This window comes from Halomonas sp. KG2 (genome assembly GCA_030440445.1).
Lineage (GTDB): Bacteria > Pseudomonadota > Gammaproteobacteria > Pseudomonadales > Halomonadaceae > Vreelandella.
In genome coordinates this window covers 2,561,119-2,582,509 of sequence record CP098528.1, presented here as the reverse complement: position 1 = coordinate 2,582,509, position 21,391 = coordinate 2,561,119, and the positions used below count along the sequence as shown (strand labels likewise).

At 53.5% G+C, this 21,391-nt stretch carries 22 protein-coding genes; 19 read left to right on the top strand and 3 right to left on the bottom strand.

Annotation, left to right across the window (positions count from 1 at the left end; all coding sequences use genetic code 11):
• Positions 1–27 precede the first annotated feature (27 nt).
• The 4 genes from NDQ72_12115 to NDQ72_12100 all read left to right on the top strand — a co-directional run bounded on the left by NDQ72_12115 (position 28) and on the right by NDQ72_12100 (position 4,093).
• The gene (locus tag NDQ72_12115) at positions 28–363 is read left to right on the top strand and encodes a PilZ domain-containing protein (GenBank protein WKD26814.1); all 336 of its coding nucleotides are present in this window, start codon (positions 28–30) and stop codon (positions 361–363) included.
• A gap of 76 nt (positions 364–439) precedes the next feature.
• Complete coding sequence (locus NDQ72_12110) at positions 440–1,273, top strand: TatD family hydrolase (GenBank protein ID WKD26813.1); 834 nt, start codon at positions 440–442, stop codon at positions 1,271–1,273.
• Between the two features lie 31 nt (positions 1,274–1,304).
• Positions 1,305–1,871, top strand: a complete 567-nt coding sequence (locus NDQ72_12105; GenBank protein WKD26812.1) for a DUF1285 domain-containing protein — start codon at positions 1,305–1,307, stop codon at positions 1,869–1,871.
• Positions 1,868–4,093, top strand: a complete 2,226-nt coding sequence (locus NDQ72_12100; GenBank protein ID WKD26811.1) for an ATP-dependent helicase — start codon at positions 1,868–1,870, stop codon at positions 4,091–4,093. The genes NDQ72_12105 and NDQ72_12100 overlap by 4 nt, the downstream gene beginning before the upstream one ends.
• Positions 4,094–4,140: 47 nt before the next feature.
• Here NDQ72_12100 and NDQ72_12095 read toward each other — a convergent pair whose 3' ends face one another.
• Entirely contained in the window at positions 4,141–5,805 is a 1,665-nt protein-coding gene (locus NDQ72_12095; GenBank protein WKD26810.1) for an electron transfer flavoprotein-ubiquinone oxidoreductase, read from the bottom strand.
• A 430-nt stretch (positions 5,806–6,235) separates the two neighbouring features.
• Between NDQ72_12095 and NDQ72_12090 the strand changes: the two genes are divergently transcribed.
• From NDQ72_12090 to NDQ72_12025, 14 genes are all read left to right on the top strand, one after another.
• Positions 6,236–6,985 carry an electron transfer flavoprotein subunit beta/FixA family protein gene (locus NDQ72_12090; GenBank protein ID WKD26809.1) on the top strand — a complete coding sequence of 250 codons (750 nt, stop codon included), beginning with the start codon at positions 6,236–6,238 and terminating at the stop codon, positions 6,983–6,985.
• A 14-nt stretch (positions 6,986–6,999) separates the two neighbouring features.
• The gene (locus NDQ72_12085) at positions 7,000–7,926 is read left to right on the top strand and encodes an FAD-binding protein (protein WKD26808.1); all 927 of its coding nucleotides are present in this window, start codon (positions 7,000–7,002) and stop codon (positions 7,924–7,926) included.
• 232 nt (positions 7,927–8,158) lie between these two features.
• Positions 8,159–8,770: a superoxide dismutase gene (locus tag NDQ72_12080; GenBank protein ID WKD26807.1), complete on the top strand. Its 612-nt coding sequence runs from the start codon at positions 8,159–8,161 to the stop codon at positions 8,768–8,770.
• A 372-nt stretch (positions 8,771–9,142) separates the two neighbouring features.
• Positions 9,143–9,364: a glutaredoxin-like protein NrdH gene (nrdH, locus tag NDQ72_12075; protein ID WKD26806.1), complete on the top strand. Its 222-nt coding sequence runs from the start codon at positions 9,143–9,145 to the stop codon at positions 9,362–9,364.
• A gap of 9 nt (positions 9,365–9,373) precedes the next feature.
• Positions 9,374–9,823: a class Ib ribonucleoside-diphosphate reductase assembly flavoprotein NrdI gene (nrdI, locus tag NDQ72_12070; GenBank protein WKD26805.1), complete on the top strand. Its 450-nt coding sequence runs from the start codon at positions 9,374–9,376 to the stop codon at positions 9,821–9,823.
• Positions 9,790–12,003, top strand: coding sequence for a class 1b ribonucleoside-diphosphate reductase subunit alpha (nrdE, locus tag NDQ72_12065; protein ID WKD26804.1), 2,214 nt, complete (start codon positions 9,790–9,792; stop codon positions 12,001–12,003). Before nrdI ends, nrdE begins: the two co-directional genes overlap by 34 nt.
• Positions 12,004–12,046: 43 nt before the next feature.
• The gene (gene nrdF / locus NDQ72_12060; GenBank protein ID WKD26803.1) at positions 12,047–13,018 is read left to right on the top strand and encodes a class 1b ribonucleoside-diphosphate reductase subunit beta; all 972 of its coding nucleotides are present in this window, start codon (positions 12,047–12,049) and stop codon (positions 13,016–13,018) included.
• Between the two features lie 58 nt (positions 13,019–13,076).
• Positions 13,077–13,487, top strand: a complete 411-nt coding sequence (locus tag NDQ72_12055) for an NUDIX domain-containing protein (protein WKD26802.1) — start codon at positions 13,077–13,079, stop codon at positions 13,485–13,487.
• Positions 13,488–13,766: 279 nt separating this feature from the next.
• Positions 13,767–14,549, top strand: a complete 783-nt coding sequence (locus tag NDQ72_12050) for a DUF3450 domain-containing protein (protein WKD26801.1) — start codon at positions 13,767–13,769, stop codon at positions 14,547–14,549.
• Positions 14,546–15,916: a MotA/TolQ/ExbB proton channel family protein gene (locus NDQ72_12045; protein WKD26800.1), complete on the top strand. Its 1,371-nt coding sequence runs from the start codon at positions 14,546–14,548 to the stop codon at positions 15,914–15,916. Before NDQ72_12050 ends, NDQ72_12045 begins: the two co-directional genes overlap by 4 nt.
• Before the next feature lies 1 nt (position 15,917).
• Entirely contained in the window at positions 15,918–16,460 is a 543-nt protein-coding gene (locus NDQ72_12040; GenBank protein WKD26799.1) for a MotA/TolQ/ExbB proton channel family protein, read from the top strand.
• Positions 16,453–16,860, top strand: a complete 408-nt coding sequence (locus NDQ72_12035; protein WKD30389.1) for a biopolymer transporter ExbD — start codon at positions 16,453–16,455, stop codon at positions 16,858–16,860. Before NDQ72_12040 ends, NDQ72_12035 begins: the two co-directional genes overlap by 8 nt.
• Positions 16,857–17,624: a TonB family protein gene (locus NDQ72_12030; protein ID WKD26798.1), complete on the top strand. Its 768-nt coding sequence runs from the start codon at positions 16,857–16,859 to the stop codon at positions 17,622–17,624. Before NDQ72_12035 ends, NDQ72_12030 begins: the two co-directional genes overlap by 4 nt.
• Positions 17,625–17,719: 95 nt before the next feature.
• Positions 17,720–18,820 (top strand): hypothetical protein, encoded by a 1,101-nt coding sequence (locus NDQ72_12025; GenBank protein ID WKD30388.1) that lies wholly within the window; start codon positions 17,720–17,722, stop codon positions 18,818–18,820.
• A 69-nt stretch (positions 18,821–18,889) separates the two neighbouring features.
• On the opposite strand, the gene xthA is transcribed toward NDQ72_12025, so the two are convergent.
• Together xthA and NDQ72_12015 are read right to left on the bottom strand one after the other, a co-directional pair.
• Positions 18,890–19,723 (bottom strand): exodeoxyribonuclease III, encoded by an 834-nt coding sequence (gene xthA, locus NDQ72_12020; GenBank protein ID WKD26797.1) that lies wholly within the window; start codon positions 19,721–19,723, stop codon positions 18,890–18,892.
• Complete coding sequence (locus NDQ72_12015) at positions 19,723–19,971, bottom strand: hypothetical protein (GenBank protein WKD26796.1); 249 nt, start codon at positions 19,969–19,971, stop codon at positions 19,723–19,725. The genes xthA and NDQ72_12015 overlap by 1 nt, the downstream gene beginning before the upstream one ends.
• Before the next feature lie 145 nt (positions 19,972–20,116).
• Between NDQ72_12015 and rhlB the strand changes: the two genes are divergently transcribed.
• Positions 20,117–21,391, top strand: coding sequence for an ATP-dependent RNA helicase RhlB (rhlB, locus tag NDQ72_12010; GenBank protein ID WKD26795.1), 1,275 nt, complete (start codon positions 20,117–20,119; stop codon positions 21,389–21,391).

Below are 21,391 nucleotides of genomic sequence, written 5' to 3'. Positions count from 1 at the left end.
AATAGGGTTGTTGCCAAGGAGGCTGTTATGACGGTTCAAAAAGCACTTTCTTTGACAATGCCGGATATACCGACGTTACTTTCCGCGTATATGCCTTTTCTAGATAGAGGCGGTATTTTTGTCCCGACTAAAGCGCTTTATCGACTTGGACAGCAGGTTTATCTATTGCTGACCCTGCCAGGAGAGAGTGAACGTCTTTCTATCTCCGGCCATGTTGTTTGGGTTTCTCCTGAGGGCGTGAGTGGACAGCGAATGCCAGGTATTGGGGTGCATTTCAGTCAGCAGGACTACTCAGTACGTGATCGCATTGAAACGTTGTTGGCCGGCCAGTTAGATAAAGCTCCTCCGTCCTTTACGCTTTGATAGCCGCTAGTTAGCACCGCAATAACACTGAACAAAACCTGCCCTTCACCTGTTTACGAGAATTTAAGAGAGCTGCATGTTTGTTGATTCCCACTGCCATTTAGACCGTTTATCTGAGCTAACCCACGACGGTGATATTGCCGCAACGCTGGCGGCTGCTCGTGCTGCTAATGTGAGCCAGTTCTTAGCTGTTGCGGTGACGCTTGAGGAGATGCCGGGGTTGGCGGCAATCGCTCGTGAGCACCACGACGTGGTTATTTCGGCGGGACTGCATCCGCTTCATCAGGCTCCGAAAGAGCCAAGCGTAAGCGATATTGTTGATGCTGCTGAGCAGTACGGTGCCGTCGCCATCGGTGAAACAGGGTTGGATTATCACTATCAGGACAGCGTGCCTGTAGAGGTTCAGAGCGAGCGGTTTAAGCGCCATTTAATTGCAGCCAATGAGCTAGAGCTGCCGGTAATTATTCATACCCGTGAAGCGAAAGAAGACACGTTAGCGTTGCTGCGTGAGCACACGAATCCTGAGGTAGGCGGCGTATTACACTGCTTTACTGAAGGTTTAGACATGGCGCGTGAAGCTGTGCGGCTTGGGTTCTATATCTCGCTATCGGGTATTATTACCTTCCGCAATGCTGCGTCGCTTAGAGAGCTGGCCAGAAAACTGCCGCTTGACCGGCTGCTGATTGAAACCGATAGCCCTTATTTGGCGCCTGTTCCTTATCGTGGCAAGCCCAACGAACCCGCTTGGGTGGTTGAGGTGGCAGAGTGTATCGCTAAAGAACGCGGGATCAGCGTTGATGAAGTGGCGATGCAAACCACCGCCAATTTTTATCATCTGTTCCGCGCTGCCGTGCCCGATGCCCCTGATAACGTAAAGGAAGCGTTGGCGCAGTCCGGTTTAGTGGTATAAGTGGCTGTAAGCACAGCTTGGGAGGTAAGCGATGAATATTGATCGGCTTATGCAGCAATTTAACGGTTCGGCGACGATTCCCCCCGTTGATCAGTGGCAGCCAGCACTTAGTGGCGATATTGATATCGTTATTCAGGCTGATGGCACGTGGCTGCATGAAGGAAAGCCGTTTGAGCGCCTTGCCATACCACGGTTGTTAGCGAGCCTATTACGCCGCGATGCCGATGGCTATTGCCTGGTAACGCCTGTTGAGCGTTGGCGTGTCACCGTGGTTGACTGCCCGTTCGTGGCGGTAGAAGCAGATTTTCACGATGATGCCTGGTGGCTGACGACCCAATTCGATGACGTTGTGCGTGTGGATGCAGAGCATCTGCTTAGTCTCTCCAAAACGCCTGAGGGTGTCCTTGCCCCTGAGTGTGCCGTGCGCTTTGGGCTAGCGGCTCGTTTGCATCGCAATGTGTATTATCGATTGGTAGAGCAGGCCACGCTGAGCGAGGCAGACGACGGCGAATGCCAATGCCGACTCTACAGCGCAGGATCTTGGTATGTCTTAGGTCAGTTTAATGCCAATGATGCGATGCCAGGCGAGGTGACGTGAAGTTAACCGCTGAACAGCAAGCCGTTGTCCAGCATCGCGAGGGGCATGCCCGCGTAGCTGCTGTTGCAGGGGCGGGTAAGACCACCACCATGGCGGCAAGGGTGCTCCACCTGTTGGCGTCTGGTGTATCGCCGAAGCGTATGCTGGTGCTGATGTTTAACCGCTCAGCCCGAGACGATTTTCAACGCCGCCTGATCAGCATGGCGCCTCAAGGGCAGCCATTGCCAGATGTGCGCACCTTTCACTCTCTTGGTCATCGGTTGACGCAGAGTCTGTGTCGCTGGGGGGCGCTTGCGCCGAGACGCCTGCTGTCTGCTGATTGGCAGCTAGAGCGCCTGTTACGTCAGGCGAGCTTGAATGTGCTTCACGATGCCGTTGAGCGTCGCGATGCCGTTGAGCGTCGCGATGCGGCTATCGAAGGCGACCGATTAGAAGCGCTTGCTCACTTCTGTGGGCTGGTAAAAGCGGAAATGCTATCGGCTGATGTACTTTACAAGCGTCTCAATTACGAGCCGGATACTGACTACTTTCCCAGCGCATTTGATGAAGCTGAACGGCTGTTGCACGTTGAAGGCGTCATGACCTACGCTGACTTGCTCTATCGGCCCCTGCAAGTGTTAGAAGCCGAACAGACCTTGCGCAGTCGTGTGGAAGGTTTTCTTGATCATGTGATCATTGATGAATACCAGGATATTAATACTGCCCAGCAGCGGTTGCTGGCGGTGTTGGCGGGCTCCAGCGCCAATGTGATGGCGGTAGGTGATGCGAATCAGTGCATCTACGAATGGCGGGGCGCACGCCCTGACACCATGCTGGAAAACTTTACCGCCACGTTTGGCAGCGCCACAAACTACCCGCTCTCTATCACGTTTCGTCATGGCCACGCGCTGGCGCTGACCGCAAACCATGCCATCATGGCTAATCAGCGCCGACCAGACCAGCTCTGTTTGGCGGATGCTAATAATCCTGAGACCCATATATCTGTCGGCCAGGGCAGCCGACTGCTGCTCGATGCCTTAGTCGATTGGCAAGCGCAGGGGCGCGCGTTGAGCGATGTTAGTCTGCTGGTGCGTAGTTGGGCGCTTTCGGTGCCATTTCAGTTGGCGTTACTGCAGGCAGGTATTCCATTTCGTCTTCAACGAGAAGATCGTTTCGTTTTCCGACTCCCTCTCGTGCAGGCATTGGCTGGCTATTTGAAACTGTCTCGCCAGCCAGAGCTGCTGCACGATCCAGAGCAACTCTTGCTTTTGCTCTCTCAGCCAACGCCTTTTGTTGCCCGTGAGCGGCTTCAGCAGCTTGCCTATCAGCTGGCCGGCACCCAGCGCTGGCCTGAACGCCACGAGCCGGTACTAACCTCTCTAAAGCCGCTGCAGCGCCGCACGCTTAAAAAACGCTGGGCGCTGCTATGTGAGCTGCCCAAATTAAGTGGTTGGCCGCCTGCAAAGCTGCTGAGTCATGTGGTGGAAACGATCGAAGCGGAAAAAACCTTAAAGCGAGCAGCGGCAAGACGCGATAAGGGCGAAGAGGACGTTCGTCTATTGGATGTGCTTATCGAGCAGGCCGATAGCGTGAAAGATCCAGATGCGTTTATCGAACTGCTCGAGCGTCCAGTGGAGAACCAGGCTGGCGGTGTTCTGATTAGCACGGTTCACGGAGCGAAAGGTCTGGAGTGGCCGTTGGTCGCCGTTGCCGGGGTGAATGAAGAGGACTTTCCGCACTACAGTCGAGACAATCCGCTCAATGATGAGAGGTTAGAAGAAGAGCGACGACTGTTTTACGTGGCGATTACACGGGCTCAAGAGCAACTGCTGGTGCTGCATGATGGGGGTGTTCATCGGCCTAGTCGCTTTATTGCGGAAAGCGCCTGGCAGGATAGTTTGCGGGTAGCGTCATGTTTGTCGCGCCAAGATACACCCGCCACGGCTGTGCAGGTAACATCGCCGAGCTTGGTGAAGCGCTATCTTGAGCGCTTAGGGCGAACGGATATTGAGCTGGCAGCGCCGCAGATCAATGAGGCAGCGGCAAGTTATCAGGCTGATGCACACTTTTACCCAGGACAACGCTTGATACATGCCGTGTTTGGAGAAGGTGAGGTGGCCTCGGTAGAAGGTAACCCCTCCGATCCTGTCATCGATGTGCGCTTTGTACAGGCTGGTCGGCGCCGTCTCATTGCTCGACGCGCGCCGATTGAGTGCCTAGAGCCACCGGCGCAGCCAGCGTAACTGACCGCGCCGAATGTCTCTGTGGTGCGAATTACATAGTCGGATGGTTACATATTGGGATAGTTGGGCCCGCCGCCGCCTTCTGGTGCTACCCAGGTAATATTTTGGGCAGGGTCTTTAATATCGCAGGTTTTGCAGTGCACGCAGTTCTGGAAGTTGATCTGGAAGCGTGGCTTGCCTTGATCATCTTCCACCACTTCATAAACCCCCGCAGGGCAGTAGCGTTGGGCCGGTTCTGCATAGGTTGGCAGGTTGTCGCGAATCGGCAGCTCTGGATCTGCTAGGCGCAGATGGCAGGGCTGGTCTTCTTCGTGGTTGGTGTTGGACAAAAAGACGGAAGTCGATTTATCAAACGACAATTTGCCATCGGGCTTCGGATAAGTGATTTTTTCGAACTCAGCAGCAGGCTTCAGCACGCCGTGGTCGGTGGTGGTGTCATGAACATTGGGTAGCTTATTGCCCAGCAGTTGATTGACGAAGTTGTAAGCACCGCCGCCTACCGTGCCATATTTATGCATAGCAGGGCCAAAGCTTGCGCTCTCTTTCAGCTCTTCATAGGCCCAGCTAGCTTGCCATTTCTCAGTGAAGCTAGCCAGCTCCTGAGCACCTTCATCACCCCCCTTAATGGCTTCAAAGACACTTTCTGCAGCGACCATGCCAGATTTCATCGCTGTGTGTAGACCTTTGATTTTGGCAAAGTTCAGCGTGCCCGCATCGCAGCCAATCAACAGGCCACCCGGGAACGTCATTTTCGGTAGGCAGTTAAAGCCGCCTTTGGTAATGGCGCGCGCACCATAGGCAACCCGTTTGCCGCCTTCTAAATATTGGCTAAGCACCGGGTGATGCTTCATACGCTGGAATTCATCAAAAGGTGACAGCCAGGGGTTCTTATAACCAAGATCCATAATGAGGCCAACGACGACCTGCTGATTTTCCGCGTGGTAAAGGAACCAGCCACCGTGAGTGTCTTTTTCAAGCGGCCAGCCCGAGCCGTGAAGCACAAGCCCAGGTTCATGTTTGTCGGCGGGAACATCCCACAGTTCTTTCAAGCCAATCCCGTAGTGCTGTGGGTCACGGCCAGCATCTAGTGAGAACTCTTTGATTAACCGTTTACCCAAGTGGCCGCGGGCACCTTCGGCAAATAGTGTGTATTTCGCGCGCAGCTCCATGCCTGGCATATGGCCATCTTTGGGAGTGCCATCTGCGCCAACACCCATATCACCAATGAGGATGCCGCGTACTGCATCATCTTCGATAATTACGTCCTGGGCAGCAAAACCAGGGAATATTTCCACCCCAAGAGACTCGGCTTGCTCTGCCAGCCAGCGGCATAGGTTGCCTGCGCTAATCACATAGCGATTAAGCTCGCCGCCAGTGTTATGCATGCTTTTTGGCACTAGCGCATTAGGGATTTTTTGCGCTTTTTGAGCATCTTTTAATAGATAAACATCGTCACGAACGGCAGGTGTGTTAAGCGGTGCGCCACGCTCTTCCCAATCAGGAAATAGCTCTGCCAGTGCGCGGGGCTCAAAGACAGCACCAGAAAGGATATGGGCGCCGACTTCGGAGCCTTTTTCGACGACACAAACCGTCAACTCTTGTTCCGCTTGATTTGCCTGTTGCATTAGACGGCAAGCGGAAGCTAGACCAGAGGGGCCAGCCCCGACAATGACTACATCGAAGTCCATGACATCGCGTTCAACATTTTCCACCCGGCTTCTCCTTATTCTCAATTCTCATAAGTGCCACTATTTACAAAAACTAGCCTGTACAAACGTCAAATGAGCGTTATGAGAACTAGCTTATAAAAAGATGGCCTTAATTTTAAACGGTCGTTTGCTTCTGGTTATGCTCCATGATAGGCATAATACCCCTGTAAGGTCACCCCTACGATGGCAAAAGCACCATTTATCCATGGAGTTTGCGTCGCTGCTACGACCAAGGCCGTAGTTAATCAGTGTTGTCGCTAGTCACTAGGTTGTGGCAAATTGATAGGGTTTTTCATTTACAGACCTATCAAACGCTTGCATGAATTTTTTAAGGTGGCGTATTTAAATACACGTCGCCCCTATTTTAGAAGCATCAGTTGGTACGATGCTGAGACAAGCTAACGGCTTCCATCACAAGCCAAGCGAGGAATCTATGAAAGTACTCGTCGCGGTTAAACGCGTCATCGACTATAACGTCAAAATCCGCGTGAAAGCGGACAACTCTGACGTTGATCTTACCAACGTCAAAATGGCGATGAACCCCTTCTGCGAAATTGCCGTAGAAGAAGCGGTGCGCCTCAAAGAGAAAGGTGTTGCGACAGAAGTCGTGGCCGTTACCGTTGGCCCCAAGGCGGCTCAAGAGCAGTTGCGCACCGCGCTAGCGCTTGGGGCGGACCGTGCTATTCATATTGAAACCGACGAGCGCGTTGAGTCGCTTGCGGTGGCTAAGTTGCTAGCTAAGGTTGTTGACGAAGAGCAACCTGGCTTAGTGATTCTTGGTAAGCAGGCTATCGATACCGACAACAATCAAACGGGGCAAATGCTGGCCGCGTTGACCAATCTACCCCAAGGTACGTTTGCCTCTGAGGTTGCTGTTGACGGTGACAAGGTGAATGTTACTCGCGAGATCGATGGTGGTCTGCAAACCGTAGCGCTTTCTCTGCCCGCTATCGTTACCACCGATTTGCGTTTGAACGAGCCGCGTTACGCGAAGCTGCCCGACATCATGAAGGCCAAGAAGAAGCCGCTGGATACCAAAACGCCCGCTGATTACGGGGTTGAAGTGGCCTCCAAGGTTAGCCTGCTCAAAGTGGAGTCCCCGGCAGAGCGCAAAGGTGGTGTTAAAGTCGCCTCGGTAGATGAATTGATCGACAAACTGAAAAACGAAGCCAAAGTGCTTTAATAGGAGCTGATCTCATGAGCATTCTGGTACTTGCCGACCTTCATGAAGGTCAGTTAGCGGGCGCAACCGCTCACGTAGTTGCTGCTGCCAAGGCGATTGGTGGTGACATTGACGTGCTGGTGGCCGGTGAAGGCGTTCAAGCGGCGGCTGATGCTGCTGCAAAGCTTGAAGGCGTCAATAAAGTTCGCGTTGCCGATAACGCTGTTTACGCCCATCAGCTTGCCGAGCCAATGGGTGCGCTATTGGTTGAATTGGCTGGCGACTATACCCACGTGTTGGCTAGCGCCTCTACCACTGGCAAAAACGTACTGCCGCGCTTGGCTGCCTTAAAAGATGTTAGCCAGCTGTCTGACGTGATTGGCGTTGAAAGTGCTGATACTTTCCTGCGTCCAATTTATGCGGGCAACGCCATCGCCACAGTAAAAAGCGACGACGCACTGAAAGTGATGACCGTGCGTACCACTGCGTTTGATGCGGTCGAGAGCACGGGTAGCGCCTCTGTAGAAGCGGTAGACGTAGTGGTCGAAAATGGTCAGTCTAGCTTTGTTAAGCAAGAGCTGGCGCAGTCCGACCGCCCAGAACTTGGCGGTGCTAAAGTTGTGGTGTCTGGTGGTCGTGGTATGGGCAACGGCGAAAACTTTAAGCTGCTTGACGGCATCGCTGACAAGCTGGGTGCTGCCATTGGTGCATCGCGAGCGGCCGTAGATGCTGGGTTTGTGCCCAATGATATGCAGGTCGGCCAAACCGGTAAGATTGTGGCCCCTGAGCTGTATATTGCCGTGGGTATTTCTGGTGCTATTCAGCACTTGGCGGGCATGAAAGACTCCAAAGTCATTGTTGCGATCAACAAAGACGAAGAAGCGCCAATCTTCCAAGTCGCCGATTACGGCTTGGTGGGCGATCTCTTCGAGGTTCTGCCGGAGCTTGAAAGCAAGCTATAAGCCACTGAATCTAAACTGGCTAAAAGCCGACTTCACCAGAAGTCGGCTTTTTTATTGGCGATGAATTCGATAAACTGCCAATAGTTGACTATGGTACTGGGGTATAAAATGTATCGGTTATCAATAATCGCTACTCACGGTGATTAATTATAGCCGTGATGGTTGAAAAAGGTGGGGTAAGACCACACTTAGTTATGTGAGCGTAACAAAAGCCACTTAAGGAGAAGTTAGCATGGCACATACACTTCCAGAATTACCGTACGCTTATGACGCGCTTGAGCCGCATATCGATGCGATGACGATGGAGATTCATCACTCTCGTCACCACAATACTTACGTTACTAATCTAAATGCAGCTCTTGAAGGCACGGGCCTTGAAGACGTGCCGGTTGAAGAGCTGGTTGCCAATCTTGATCGTGTACCTGAAGAGAAGCGTCAAGCCGTTATTAATAACGGCGGCGGCCATGCCAACCACTCTATGTTCTGGCAAATGATGTCACCTAATGGCGGCGGCCAGCCCCAGGGTGATGTAGCAAAAGCGATTGAAGCCGAACTAGGCGGTCTTGATGCGTTCAAGGAAGCGTTCAAGAAGGCTGCGCTGGGTCGCTTTGGTAGTGGCTGGGCATGGCTCTCCGTGACACCTGAGAAAAAGCTGGTCGTTGAAAATACCCTGAACCAAGACAGCCCGCTAATGCATGGCAACACGCCGGTATTGGTTCTGGATGTTTGGGAGCACGCATACTACCTGAAGTTCCAAAACAAGCGCCCTGATTACGTAGAAGCCTTTTTTAACGTAGTCAATTGGGAAGATGTTGAGCGTCGTTATCAGGCGGCTATCGCCTAAACTCACGCGCTGTGAGAAAGGCGCCAAGCTAGTTGGCGCCTTGGAAAAAAACCGCTTCCATTGGGAAGCGGTTTTTTTTGTTTTTGGGAGAAGGTTCAGCTGTTTCTGAGACAGCTCTTGTGATGACCCGAATGAGGGCTATGGAGAGCGTTCCTGGGGTGGTTCGGGGAAAGGCGTTTTAGGCGGCTATTGAGAGGCTGCTGGGTATGATATTGGGTACGAGCTGTCAATAACCTGTGGATGAAAAATACCATATATGCTTGAGTTGATTTTCTCATGGTCTATATATAGTATGCGTTGTGTCTTCCAGAGAGGGCGAGCACAAGATGTGCTCTACCCGAAAAACACCGCTATGAAAAGGGAAAAATAGCCATGGATATCCAAATTTATAGCAAGCCTGCTTGTGTTCAATGCACTGCTACCTACCGTGCGCTGGATAAGCAGGGCCTAGAATATACCGTTATCGATATCACTGCTGAAAGCGGTGCCCAAGAGGAAGTAGAAGCGCTGGGTTATCGCCAGTTACCTGTCGTGGTTGCAGGCGAGGATCATTGGTCTGGTTTTCGTCCTGACCGCATTCAAGCGCTAGCGTAAAACATCGCTATGCAAAACGCTGGTGTGGAAGCTGGGCGCAATCGTTCATTAGTTTATTTTTCCACTAAGTCAGGCAATACCCACCGTTTTATACAAAAGCTTGGCTTAAGCGCCCAGCGGCTGCCACTAAACCGTGAAGAACCAACGCCACGCGTTGAGCAGCCCTACATATTAGTGACGCCTACCTATGGTGGCGGCTATGCCGAAGGGGCAGTGCCGGGGCAGGTGATTCGGTTTTTAAATGATGAGCACAATCGGCACCTCCTAAGAGGTGTTATTGCCGCTGGTAATACGAATTTTGGTGAGGCATACGGATTGGCAGGGCGAATTATTGCTCAAAAGTGCCAAGTGCCGCTGCTTTATCGATTTGAACTGTTTGGCACTGACGACGATGTCGCCAAGGTCCGCAAAGGAGTAGAAGAGTTTTGGAAACGTCAAGCTCAGTCTCTAGCAACGTAGCCGCTAACAATGTCGCTACAAAAAACTCGGCAGAAACAAAACGGCCTACTGCGGGGGTGTCCGAGGCGCGTACCCTGGATTACCATGCGCTGAACGCGATGTTGAATCTATACGGTGCCAACGGTGAATTGCAGCTCGATAAAGATCGCGAAGCCGCCCGCCAGTATTTCCTGCAGCACGTTAATCAAAACACCGTGTTCTTCCACTCGTTGGAAGAGAAGCTCGATTACCTAGTGGAAGAGCAGTACTACGAGGCAGAAATGCTGGCCCAGTACAGCTTTGCCTTTATTAAGGCGCTGTTTGAGCAGGCATACGCCTATAAATTCCGTTTCCCGAGCTTCTTGGGCGCTTTCAAGTATTACACCAGCTACACGCTGAAAACGTTCGACGGTAAGCGTTACCTTGAGCGCTATGAAGACCGTGTCTGCATGGTGGCGCTGACCCTGGCGCGTGGCGATGAGGCGTTGGCCAAGTCACTGGTTGATGAAATTATTAGCGGCCGTTTTCAGCCAGCTACGCCGACTTTCCTGAACTGCGGTAAACAGCAGCGCGGTGAGCTGGTTTCCTGCTTCCTGCTACGTATTGAAGATAACATGGAGTCGATTGGTCGCTCGATTAACTCCGCGTTGCAGCTCTCTAAGCGCGGCGGCGGTGTTGCCTTCTTGTTGACTAATATCCGCGAGTCCGGCGCACCCATTAAGCGTATCGAGAACCAGTCCTCGGGTATTATCCCGATTATGAAACTGCTGGAAGATGCCTTCTCCTACGCTAACCAGTTAGGTGCGCGCCAGGGCGCAGGTGCGGTTTATTTAAATGCTCACCACCCGGATATTCTGAGTTTTCTCGACACTAAGCGTGAAAATGCCGATGAAAAAATCCGCATTAAAACGCTGTCGCTGGGCGTAACGATCCCGGACATTACCTTTGAGCTGGCCAAGCGCAACGACGATATGTACCTGTTCTCGCCCTACGATGTTGAGCGGGTTTATGGCGTGCCGTTTGGGGATATCAGCGTGACCGAGAAGTATCATGAAATGGTCGCGGATGCGCGTATTCGTAAGCACAAGATCAATGCGCGTGCATTCTTCCAAACCCTGGCCGAGCTACAGTTCGAATCAGGCTATCCGTACATCATGTTTGAAGATACGGTTAACCGTGCGAACCCGATTGCTGGTCGTATCAATATGAGCAACCTTTGCTCTGAAATTCTCCAGGTGAATACGCCCACCGAATACGATGACGATCTTGGCTATCGTCAGGTCGGTCAGGACATCTCCTGTAATCTGGGGTCGATGAACATCGCTAAAGTGATGGACTCAGGTGATATTGGCACCAGCGTTGAGATTGCCATTCGTGGTTTGACCGCGGTTTCTGAGATGAGCAACCTGCGCAGCGTACCTTCCATTGCTGAAGGTAACGCCAAGTCTCGCGCCATTGGCCTCGGGCAAATGAACCTGCACGGTTTCCTGGCGCGCGAACACATTTATTATGGTTCGGAAGAGGGCTTGGACTTTACCAATCTCTACTTCTACTGCGTGGCATTCCATGCGATTCGTGCGTCTAACCAGCTGGCGATCGAACACAGCGAAGCCTTTGCAGGGTTTGAAGACTCCACCTACGCATCGGGCGCTTTCTTTGATAAGTACACCGATCAAGCGTGGCTGCCGAAAACTGAGAAAGTGCGTCATTTGTTCGAGCGTAGTGGTATTGCACTACCTACCCAGGAAGAGTGGCAGGCGCTAAAGGCATCGGTAATGGCGCACGGGCTGTATAACCGTAACCTGCAGGCGGTGCCGCCAACGGGTTCTATCTCATATATCAACCACTCCACCTCGAGTATTCACCCGGTGGCAGCGAGAATTGAGATCCGTAAAGAAGGCAAGCTGGGGCGTGTTTATTATCCGGCGCCATTCTTGAATGAGGCGAACTTCGATTATTTCCAGGATGCTTATGAAATTGGTCCTGAGAAAATTATCGATACCTATGCTGAAGCGTCTAAACACGTTGATCAGGGGCTGTCGTTGACGCTGTTCTTCCCTGATACCGCCACCACGCGGGATATCAACAAAGCGCAAATTTACGCGTGGCGTAAGGGCATCAAGACGCTTTACTACATCCGTTTACGCCAGAGCGCGCTTGAAGGTACGGAAGTAGAAGGCTGCGTCTCCTGCTCGCTGTAATCGTATATCGCTTTTATTAGATCATGTTGGTGAGAGAATTCTGATGACCACTATGCAACGCTTATCGCGGGTCGATGCGATCAACTGGAACCGCCTTCAGGACGATAAAGACCTGGAAGTGTGGAACCGCCTGACCAGCAATTTCTGGCTGCCGGAAAAAGTGCCGCTCTCCAACGATATTCAATCGTGGAACACCCTGACGCAGCAGGAAAAACAGCTGACGATTCGTGTGTTCACTGGCCTGACGCTGCTCGATACGATCCAGAGCAGCGTGGGAGCGCCGGTATTAATGGAAGATGCGCGCACACCCCATGAAGAGGCGGTTTATACCAATATTGCCTTTATGGAGTCGGTGCATGCGCGCTCTTACAGCTCGATTTTCTCAACACTGTGCGCGACGCGGGATGTAGATGATGCGTTTCGCTGGAGTGAAGAAAACCCGACGCTGCAGGCGAAGTCTGAATTGATCCTTGAGCGTTACCGCTCCGACGATCCGTTAATGCGCAAAGTGGCTAGCGTCTTCCTTGAGTCATTTCTGTTCTACTCGGGTTTCTACCTGCCGATGTACTGGTCGAGCCACGCCAAGCTGACTAACACGGCTGATCTGATTCGTTTGATCATTCGTGATGAAGCTGTGCACGGCTACTACATTGGCTACAAGTTCCAGCAAGCGCTGGCAGAAGCCACGCCCGAGCGCCAGCAAGAAGTGAAAGACTACGCTTATGAGCTGCTGCTAGAACTTTACGACAATGAAGTGCGCTACACCGAATCGCTCTATGATGAGGTGGGCTTAACGGAAGACGTGAAGAAATTCCTTCACTACAACGCCAATAAGGCACTGATGAACCTCGGGTTTGAACCGTTGTTCCCCAGCAGCGTCACCGACGTCGACCCAACGATTATGGCCGCACTTTCGCCGAGTGCGGATGAAAACCACGACTTTTTCTCCGGTTCTGGTTCTTCCTACGTGATTGGTAAGGCTGTTGCCACCGAAGACGACGACTGGGCGTTTTAAGCTTATCGTCGGCGGCTTTTCAACGCTGTTGATAGTTTGATGAGGCAAGGAGGGGGCAGTGCTGGGCAATACCGAAAAGACGCAGAACCTGCTGAAAATAGCAGCGGCAGTCGTGAGTGACCCTTCGGGGCGTTTGCTATTAGTACGCAAGCAGGGCACGCGCTTTTTTATGCAGCCAGGCGGTAAAATTGAGCCAGGAGAGGAGGCCATAGCGGCGCTCTGCCGTGAGTTGGAGGAAGAAGTTGGCTTACGTATAGCAAGTGATCAGCTACTTCCTTTGGGCATGCAGCGTGCTTTAGCAGCCAATGAGCCAGACACCGTGATTGAAGCGCAGTTGTTCAGTCTGGTGATTGATCAGCCTGTCAATGCTGGGGCGGAGATTGCTGAAACGATTTGGGTAACCCGCGAAGAGGCATTAAAGCTGCCGTTGGCGCCGTTGACCAAGCAGCATGTTGTGGTTGCTGCTTAGAAACGCTTTTCCTGTGTTTTTACTGAATCTGTGTTTTTGCTGAACCTATATCTTTACTGAACCTATATCTTTACTGAAGGGCGCCACTTGGCGCCCTTTTTTATGGTGGAGTGACGGTCTGCAACGAAACACTATTGAATGCTAATGATAAATATTGTCATTTATTCTATTAGTGTTAGGCTATGCACTGCTTAAACGAAACGCAAATCGTTCATTATACCTAATGAGTTTCTAGCGCGCCGTTAATGGCGACGTGCTAATCAGTAACGGAGACGTAACGTGCTGAAAAGGCCTTTCTTTGCCTTGCATGGAGGCTGGCTTGCCGGAGTGCTGGTCAGCGGTACGCTAATGGCAAGTGATGAGACAGTCGATCAAGCGGCCCAGAGTGTCGAGGCCCAGCAAGCGCAGTCCGCACTTCAGCAGCAAATTGATGAGGCTGATGACGTCACGCGTTCAGCGATTGAAGAGCTGCGCCGCCTAGAGCGGGAAACCCGCCAGATGGAAGCATCCAATGCTGCTTTAAGTGGTCGTCTGGCCCGTGAAGCCGAGCGCCAGCAGCGCCTTGGTCAGGCGCTCGATACGTTAAGCGACACGCGCGCAGCGCTGCCTGCTGTTGAGCAGGATATGACAGAGCAGCTAATCAGTTGGATCGAGTCTGACCTGCCGTTTCTGAAAACCGAGCGTTTGGCGCGTGTTCAACCCACTGAGCAGCAACCGTCAGAGAGTGCGGCACGCATTGCTAATTTGCTGGAAGCTTGGCGTGCTGAGTTGGCGTATGGCCGTGAAGTGGATAGCTGGCGTGGTCGTTTACAATTAGCAGAAGGTAATCCGCGTGAAGTGGACTATTTGCGCATTGGCCGAATCGGCTTTTATTACCTAACCCCTGATGGTCGAGAAGGGGGGATGTGGGATAAGGCGAGCGGTGAGTGGCAGGCGCTTGATGAAAGCGCTCGCCGCGAGGTGCGTAACGGTCTACGTATTGCTGACGATCAGCGCACGCCAGAGCTGCTGCGTTTACCGCTTTCTATTAGTGCCAATGACCACGCAGGGGGCCAGCAATGAGTCTGTTAACACGCCAGCGAGGCGCGCGCAGAAGCATAATCTGTTTTGCATTACTGGCAAGCCTTCTGGGCGGCAGTATGGCAATGGCGCAAACTGACAGCGTTGGTTCGTTACGTGAAGCTCGCGAAGCCGCTGAGGCGCGTGACCAAGCGCGCTTGCAGTCGTTCCTTGAAGATCAAGAGGCACTGGATGAAGCGCTAGCAGAGGCGCGGGCTGAGCATCAAGCTGCAGAAGAACAGCAAGTCGCATTAGCCGCGCAACAGCAGGAACAAGCGCAACAGGCTCAAGCGCTGGCCGCGCGCCAGGAAGAGCAGGGCGAAGCGCTCACCTCGCTACTGGCGGATCTGTCACGGCACAGCGAAGAGGTGCGTAACGAACTAGGCGGTGATAGCTGGTTAACGCTGGATGCTGATGCGTTACCACCGCGTCTCAATGAGATCGAGGTGCTGGAGCGTCAACAAATCGAAACTGTCGTGGATAGTTTGGCGATGCTAACGCTGAGCACTGGGCGTGCCGAGCGACTTGAATTACCGGTGGCCGATGCCAGTGGCGAGATTGAATCGAGAAGCGTTGTGCGCTTGGGTGATTTTGCAGCGTTTACTGACACAGCGTTGCTCAGCAAAGGCCAGGATGATAGTGGCTTGGCGGAAGTGCCGCATACTCCTGCTGAAATCAGCGATGTGCTGGCGGCCTATCATCAAGGTCAAAGCCGTGTATTTGCCATTGATCCTACCCAAGGTAGCGTGCTGCAAGCTCTCGCTCAGCAGCCAAGTCTTTGGGAGCGATTCCAGCAGGGCGGTTATGTCGGTTACGTCGTGGTAGCGCTGGGTGGCTTTGGTCTATTAGTGGCATTGGCTCAGTACCTTTACCTGGTCGTCGTCAGTGCACGGCTGCACCGTCAGCGTAAAGCGCTGGATCAACCGAATGCTAATAACCCGCTGGGTCGCGTGCTCCAGCGTTTCCAGGAAATGGATAAGCACCAAACACCGGAAGCACTGGAAGCGAGGTTGGATGAGGCGGTGTTGGCTGAACTACCGCGTATCGAGCGTGGCCAGCCGATTGTTAAGCTGTTGGCAGCCGTTGCGCCGCTACTGGGTCTGCTGGGTACCGTGACCGGCATGATTGTCACCTTCCAGGCGATTACCGTATTCGGTACCGGCGACCCGCAGCTAATGGCGGGTGGTATCAGTCAGGCGCTGGTAACAACGGTGCTGGGGCTTGTGACAGCCGTGCCGCTACTATTTGCTCAGACAGCCTTGGCGAGTCGGAGTCGCTTGATTACCCAGGCCATTGAAGGTGAAGCAAGTGCCACCTTAGCTGACCATCTTGAAGCGCAGTCGACGGCTAATGCGCAAGCGGTGACCTAATATGCCCACGTTACCTCTTTGGCTTGAGCCCGTTGAGCGGCTGCTTGATGCCGGTGGTGCCGTTTTAGTGGTGCTGGCATTCGTTGCCGTGTTGGTGTTTGGGATGGCAATTGAGCGCTGGTGGTATTACCGCTTTAGTTGGCGGCGTGCCCGTCGCCAACTGATTCGACGCTGGGCGGCACGCAATGATCACCGTAGCTGGAGTGCACGCACGCTACGCAATGTCTGGACAGAGGCACTGGTTGCTAAGCTACGCCGCCCGCTGCCATGGATCAAACTGCTTGTGGCGCTATGCCCACTGTTAGGCTTGTTGGGTACTGTCACCGGTATGATTACCGTGTTCGATAGCCTTTCTCTTAGTGATACTCATCAGGCGCGGGCCATGGCCGACGGTGTTGCCCGTGCCACGCTGCCCACGCTAACCGGCATGGCGATTGCTGTGGTGGGGTTGCTGTTTATTAGTCGTTTAGAGCACGTGATTCGTCGCGAAGACCAGCGGTTACACGACCGCTTAGCCCGTGCCTTGGAGGAGAATGATGCGTAGACGCCGTTCCATAGACACCACGGCTGATAGTAATGAAGTTAACCTAACGCCGATGCTGGACGTTGTCTTTATCATGCTGATCTTCTTTATTGTGACGACCAGCTTCATTAAAGAGAGCGGTGTTGAGATTGAACGCCCCGAAGCGGCAGCGGCAAGCCCGCGGCCCGATGCACAGGTACTGATTGCTGTGACGCCGGAGGGGGCTGTTTGGGTCGATGGTAAACCAGTTGATGTGCATCGTATTGGCCAGCAGGTCGCCGATATGTTGAGTGATGATGGCTCCGTTGTTATCCAGGCCGACCGGGAATCCACGACTGGCTTGCTAATTGAAGTGATGGATCGTCTTAAACAGGCAGGTGTTGATCAGATTGCCGTGGCAGCGAGCCGGAGTGCACCATGATTCGTCATGTTCTCTCGATACTGGGCGGCATTGCCTTAGCCGTTGGCTTGTTTTGGATGTTAGCGCTACTGGTAACGCCCCCGGAGCGCTCGCCTGAGACGCCGATCATGACTATGTCGATGACCATGATAGAAGCGCCAGAGATGGCGCCAGAGCAGGAGGCGCCGCCGCCTGCGCCTTCAGAGGCAGCGCCAGTAACACCGCCGCCGATGCCTATGCCAGCGCCGGCACCTATCGCTGAGAGTGCGATTGCGCTACCTGAGGTAGAGCTTCCTGACGAGCCAGTGGAGCCGGTTGAGTTGGAGAGTGAGTTACCAGAGTTGACTGAAATTACTCCCGAACCGACCCCGCAGCCCGCGCCGAAGCCCTCTCCACGACCGGCACCGCAACCTGACCCTGCACCACAGCCAGCAGAAACGGCGGCGCCTTCTCCTGCGCCTTCGACAGCGCAGCGAGAGGCCGCGCCAGTGGCAGAACCCGCGCCATCGAATGAGCCTGTTAGTGTCGGGCAAGTTGCCCCGACCAGTCGCGTGAATCCTTCTTATCCGCCGCGCGCTCAGCGGCGGGGCATGGAGGGCTTTGTTGAGGTGGAGTTTGTTATTCGCCGAGATGGTAGTGTCGATAACGGCACGATTCGCGTGACGCGGGCACAGCCGAGGCGAGTGTTTGAAGACGCTGCCCGTGAAGCGATCGCGCGCTGGCAGTTCGAACCCGGCCAGCAGCTTCGCCGCGCCACGCAGCGCATTGAGTTCCAGTTGAGATAGCCCGTTGAGTTAGTCCGTTGGAATAGTTCGTTGAAAGGGTTTGTTGGAATGGTTCGTTGAGTCAGTCCATTGAAAATGCCAGTCGAGGAAAGAGTATGCAGCGTTGGGTGGGAATCGTCGTATTAAGCGCGCTAAGCGTCATGGCGCACGCGAACGAACCGCTGCCGGGTGACATTGTTCGCGATCTTAATGGGTTACAAAGCCAATTAGCTGAGCAGCCCAGCGGCGAGGCTGATAGCGATGTGCTCGAGCGTATTACGAGTCATGCGCGATCCCAGGCAGCGCGTCTCGCTGGCGGCAATCGTGCGGACCAGTGGGCAAGTGCGCTCTATCATCAGCTCGCCGCGAGTGCGTTGGTGCGTCAAGGTGATCACATTGCAGCTGCTGATGAGTTAGCCAGCGCACGGCAGCGCCCTAGCGTGCCAAACAGCCAAATTCTGCGCTGGCTGCGTGATGAGGCGTCGCTGCGTCGCGCGGGTAACCAGCGTACTGAAGCCATCACGCTATATGAGCAGTGGCTCACTCAATCCCAGGGCAGTCCTCACTACGATGAATCAGCATGGCGACTGATTCGCTTATTGGCGGAAGTGGAGCGCTGGGATGACGCCGCTGAATGGCTGTTCCCGCTACTGCAAAAAGGTGGATTGACTGACGCACAGCAGGCACTAACCACGGTGGTGTTACGCAATGCGGGACAAAACGAGCAAGCTCTCGGTTGGCTAGTGGGTGATTTGAATGCGCAGAGCGATCCTGATGCTTGGCGTCAGGCGGCAGGGCTTGCCCAGCAAGCAGGCCAGGCGGGCGTGGCGGCTGGCGTGTGGGAGATGGCGTGGCAGCTGGGGAAGTTCACCACGATTGAAGATCGCTTAACGTTAATTCGTCTGCATTTGGCGGGTGGTACGCCAGCTAGGGCAGGTGAGCACTTGGAAACGGCTATTCAAGAAGGTGTGTTGGCGCGTGATGAAGAAACGTTACGGCTGCTGGCGGGGGCGTGGCAGCAGGCTAGGCATGTTGATAAGGCGTTAAGCGCTTGGAAGGCACTTGCTGACAACACTCAGCAAGCGGAAGACTGGCGGCAGTATGGGCAGCTGGCTTACCGCTGGGGGCAAGATGATCAGGCTGAGGAAGCCCTTATCAAGGCGGCGAATCTTGGTGACGATCAGGCGGAGCAGTGGTTGGCGAATTTTGAGGAGTGAAGTGACAAGCCCACAGTAGACGCCCCTCGAATAACCTAAGGGGCGTACGCGCGTTTGGCTTGTTTGCGCTTAGTCTGTCTGGGAGAGTGTCAGCGCAAAATCGCTCCAGGTAGGAGCGTGATCGGAAGGCCGCTCCATGCCGCGCAGTTCATAATCAATGCCTGCGCCGGTGACGCATTCGGCAAGCGGTTTAGACACCAGAATGTAGTCAATGCGCAGGCCGCGTTTTGGCTCACGGTCAAAGCCTTTCGAGCGATAGTCAAACCAGCTGAACCACTCACTATTATCTGGGTGACACAGCCGATAGCTGTCGCTAAGGCCCCACGCTTTTATCCCTTCAAGCCATTCTCGCTCGATAGGCTGAAAGCTGGCTTTGCCCTCGCGCAACCAGCGTTTGCGGCTTGGTTCGCCAATGCCAATATCCTGATCTTCCGGCGATATGTTGAAATCCCCCATGATCGCCAGCTGTTCTTCAGGATGGTGCTGGTTGTGTAGCAGGCTTGCCAACTGCCGATAGAAGCGCGCTTTGTGCGGGAATTTAGTGGGGTGTTCAATGTTTTCACCCTGGGGGAAGTAGCCATTCCAAACAGTGACTGTTTCACCATTGTCGGCTAGTAACCGCACGCCAATCATCCGGCGTTGGGCTTCTTCCTCATCGTCAGGGAAGCCATAAAATACCGCTTGGGGTTTTTGCCGACACATTAAGGCAACCCCGTAGTGGCCTTTTTGACCGTAATAAAAAACGTGATAGCCCATGGCTTCAACATCAGCCAGAGGAAACTCGCTGTCTTGTACTTTGGTTTCCTGTAGGCCAATGACGTCTGGCTGCTGCGTATCAATCAGCGCTTGAAGCTGATGAAGCCGTGCCCGAATGCCATTGATATTAAACGAGACCAAACGCATTACGAACGATCTCCTGAAGGGTTGTCTCCTTCTTTATCAGGATGGATGGCAATATTCTGTCCGTCTTGCTGGCGTGCCAGTTTACGCACGGCTTGAAGCTTGCGTTGTTGCTGCTTCTTAGCCACAAAGCGGCGTGAAGGAGCCACTTGGTCAGGGTTGTCATGGCGCCATTTTTTGTAATCTTTGCGGCGACCAGTGCGGATAGTTACCTTATCCGCTAGCGAACGAGTTTTTTTCTTACGCGTCATGTCGCGCTCCTTGGGTTAATTTATGCCTCATTCTAACAGGCAAGCGCACTCCTTCGACAGCAGGACGCGCTCTTATCGCCAACCCCTGGTACAATGCGCACTTCGTGATGCCTAACATCCACAGCAATGGACAGATACACAGCCTATGAGCGAGTCGGAACAGACCACAGCATCGGCCCAGAACCGCAAGCCTAAACGCCGCCGTCGGAAGCCGCGTCGTCGTCAATCGAACTGGGATCTTCGTCAGTTTCAGGTGCCCGCCGTTGCCGGCAAGTGGCGCTTCCATGACTTTGATTTGCCGCTGCCTTTAATGCGTGCCATTCATGCCCAAGGGTTTGAATACTGCACGCCTATTCAGTCAGAGGCACTGCGTCACACGTTGCTGGGTGGCGATATTGTCGGTAAGGCGCAGACAGGTACCGGAAAAACCGCCGCCTTTTTGATCTCGGTAATGGCTTATTTTCTGGAAGAGCCGACCCCTGATGGCCAAAAGCAAGGCGCACCCCGTGCGTTAATTATTGCGCCTACCCGGGAGCTGGCGCTGCAAATTGAAAAAGATGCTAAAGCGCTTGCTCGCTTCACGCAGCTCAATGTGGCCAGTGTTGTCGGCGGCATGGACTATCAAAAGCAGCGCGACAGTTTGGGTAAGAAGATCGATATCCTGGTGGCAACACCCGGTCGCTTGCTGGATTTCCATCAGAAGCGCGATATTGACCTCTCCGAAGTTGAGGTGTTGGTATTGGATGAAGCGGATCGCATGCTTTCCATGGGCTTTATTCCCGATGTGAAGCGCATCATTCGCTATACGCCTAAAAAAGAGGAGCGCCAGACGTTTCTGTTCTCGGCAACCTTTACCGATGATATCTTGAACCTAGCGAGTCAATGGACGCTCGATCCTGCTCATGTAGAGATTGAAGTCACCGTTGAGAACCAGGCAGATATCGATCAGCGCGTTTATTTAGTATCTGATGATGACAAGCAGCGACTGTTGGTGAACCTGCTGACGCAGGAGAGCTTCGAGCGCGTGATGGTGTTTGGTAATCGTCGTGATCTCGTGCGCAAGCTAGATGATTTGCTGAAAAAAGCAGGCGTTAGTGTCGCTATGCTATCTGGCGATGTGCCGCAAAATCAGCGCATCAAAACCTTGGAAAGCTTCCGTGAGGGAGAAATCCAGGTGCTGGTAGCAACTGATGTCGCAGGGCGTGGTATTCATATTGAAGATGTTAGCCACGTGATCAACTACACACTGCCGGAAGATCCAGAAGATTACGTTCATCGCATTGGACGTACCGGTCGTGCGGGTGCCAAAGGCGTCTCGATTAGCTTTGTTGGCGAAGAAGATGCGTTCTCGCTACCAGAGATTGAGCGCTACATTAACGGTAAGCTGCCCTGCGAACATCCGCCGGAAGGCATGCTGTAA

Bases quoted from the DNA above. Each gene is read 5' to 3' on its own strand.
- NDQ72_12115 (WKD26814.1), top strand. From the start codon at position 28: ATGACGGTTCAAAAAGCACTTTCTTTGACAATGCCGGATATACCGACG.
- NDQ72_12110 (WKD26813.1), top strand. From the start codon at position 440: ATGTTTGTTGATTCCCACTGCCATTTAGACCGTTTATCTGAGCTAACC.
- NDQ72_12105 (WKD26812.1), top strand. From the start codon at position 1,305: ATGAATATTGATCGGCTTATGCAGCAATTTAACGGTTCGGCGACGATT.
- NDQ72_12090 (WKD26809.1), top strand. From the start codon at position 6,236: ATGAAAGTACTCGTCGCGGTTAAACGCGTCATCGACTATAACGTCAAA.
- NDQ72_12085 (WKD26808.1), top strand. From the start codon at position 7,000: ATGAGCATTCTGGTACTTGCCGACCTTCATGAAGGTCAGTTAGCGGGC.
- NDQ72_12080 (WKD26807.1), top strand. From the start codon at position 8,159: ATGGCACATACACTTCCAGAATTACCGTACGCTTATGACGCGCTTGAG.
- nrdH (WKD26806.1), top strand. From the start codon at position 9,143: ATGGATATCCAAATTTATAGCAAGCCTGCTTGTGTTCAATGCACTGCT.
- nrdI (WKD26805.1), top strand. From the start codon at position 9,374: ATGCAAAACGCTGGTGTGGAAGCTGGGCGCAATCGTTCATTAGTTTAT.
- nrdF (WKD26803.1), top strand. From the start codon at position 12,047: ATGACCACTATGCAACGCTTATCGCGGGTCGATGCGATCAACTGGAAC.
- NDQ72_12045 (WKD26800.1), top strand. From the start codon at position 14,546: ATGAGTCTGTTAACACGCCAGCGAGGCGCGCGCAGAAGCATAATCTGT.
- NDQ72_12040 (WKD26799.1), top strand. From the start codon at position 15,918: ATGCCCACGTTACCTCTTTGGCTTGAGCCCGTTGAGCGGCTGCTTGAT.
- NDQ72_12035 (WKD30389.1), top strand. From the start codon at position 16,453: ATGCGTAGACGCCGTTCCATAGACACCACGGCTGATAGTAATGAAGTT.
- NDQ72_12030 (WKD26798.1), top strand. From the start codon at position 16,857: ATGATTCGTCATGTTCTCTCGATACTGGGCGGCATTGCCTTAGCCGTT.
- NDQ72_12025 (WKD30388.1), top strand. From the start codon at position 17,720: ATGCAGCGTTGGGTGGGAATCGTCGTATTAAGCGCGCTAAGCGTCATG.
- xthA (WKD26797.1), bottom strand. From the start codon at position 19,723: ATGCGTTTGGTCTCGTTTAATATCAATGGCATTCGGGCACGGCTTCAT.
- NDQ72_12015 (WKD26796.1), bottom strand. From the start codon at position 19,971: ATGACGCGTAAGAAAAAAACTCGTTCGCTAGCGGATAAGGTAACTATC.
- rhlB (WKD26795.1), top strand. From the start codon at position 20,117: ATGAGCGAGTCGGAACAGACCACAGCATCGGCCCAGAACCGCAAGCCT.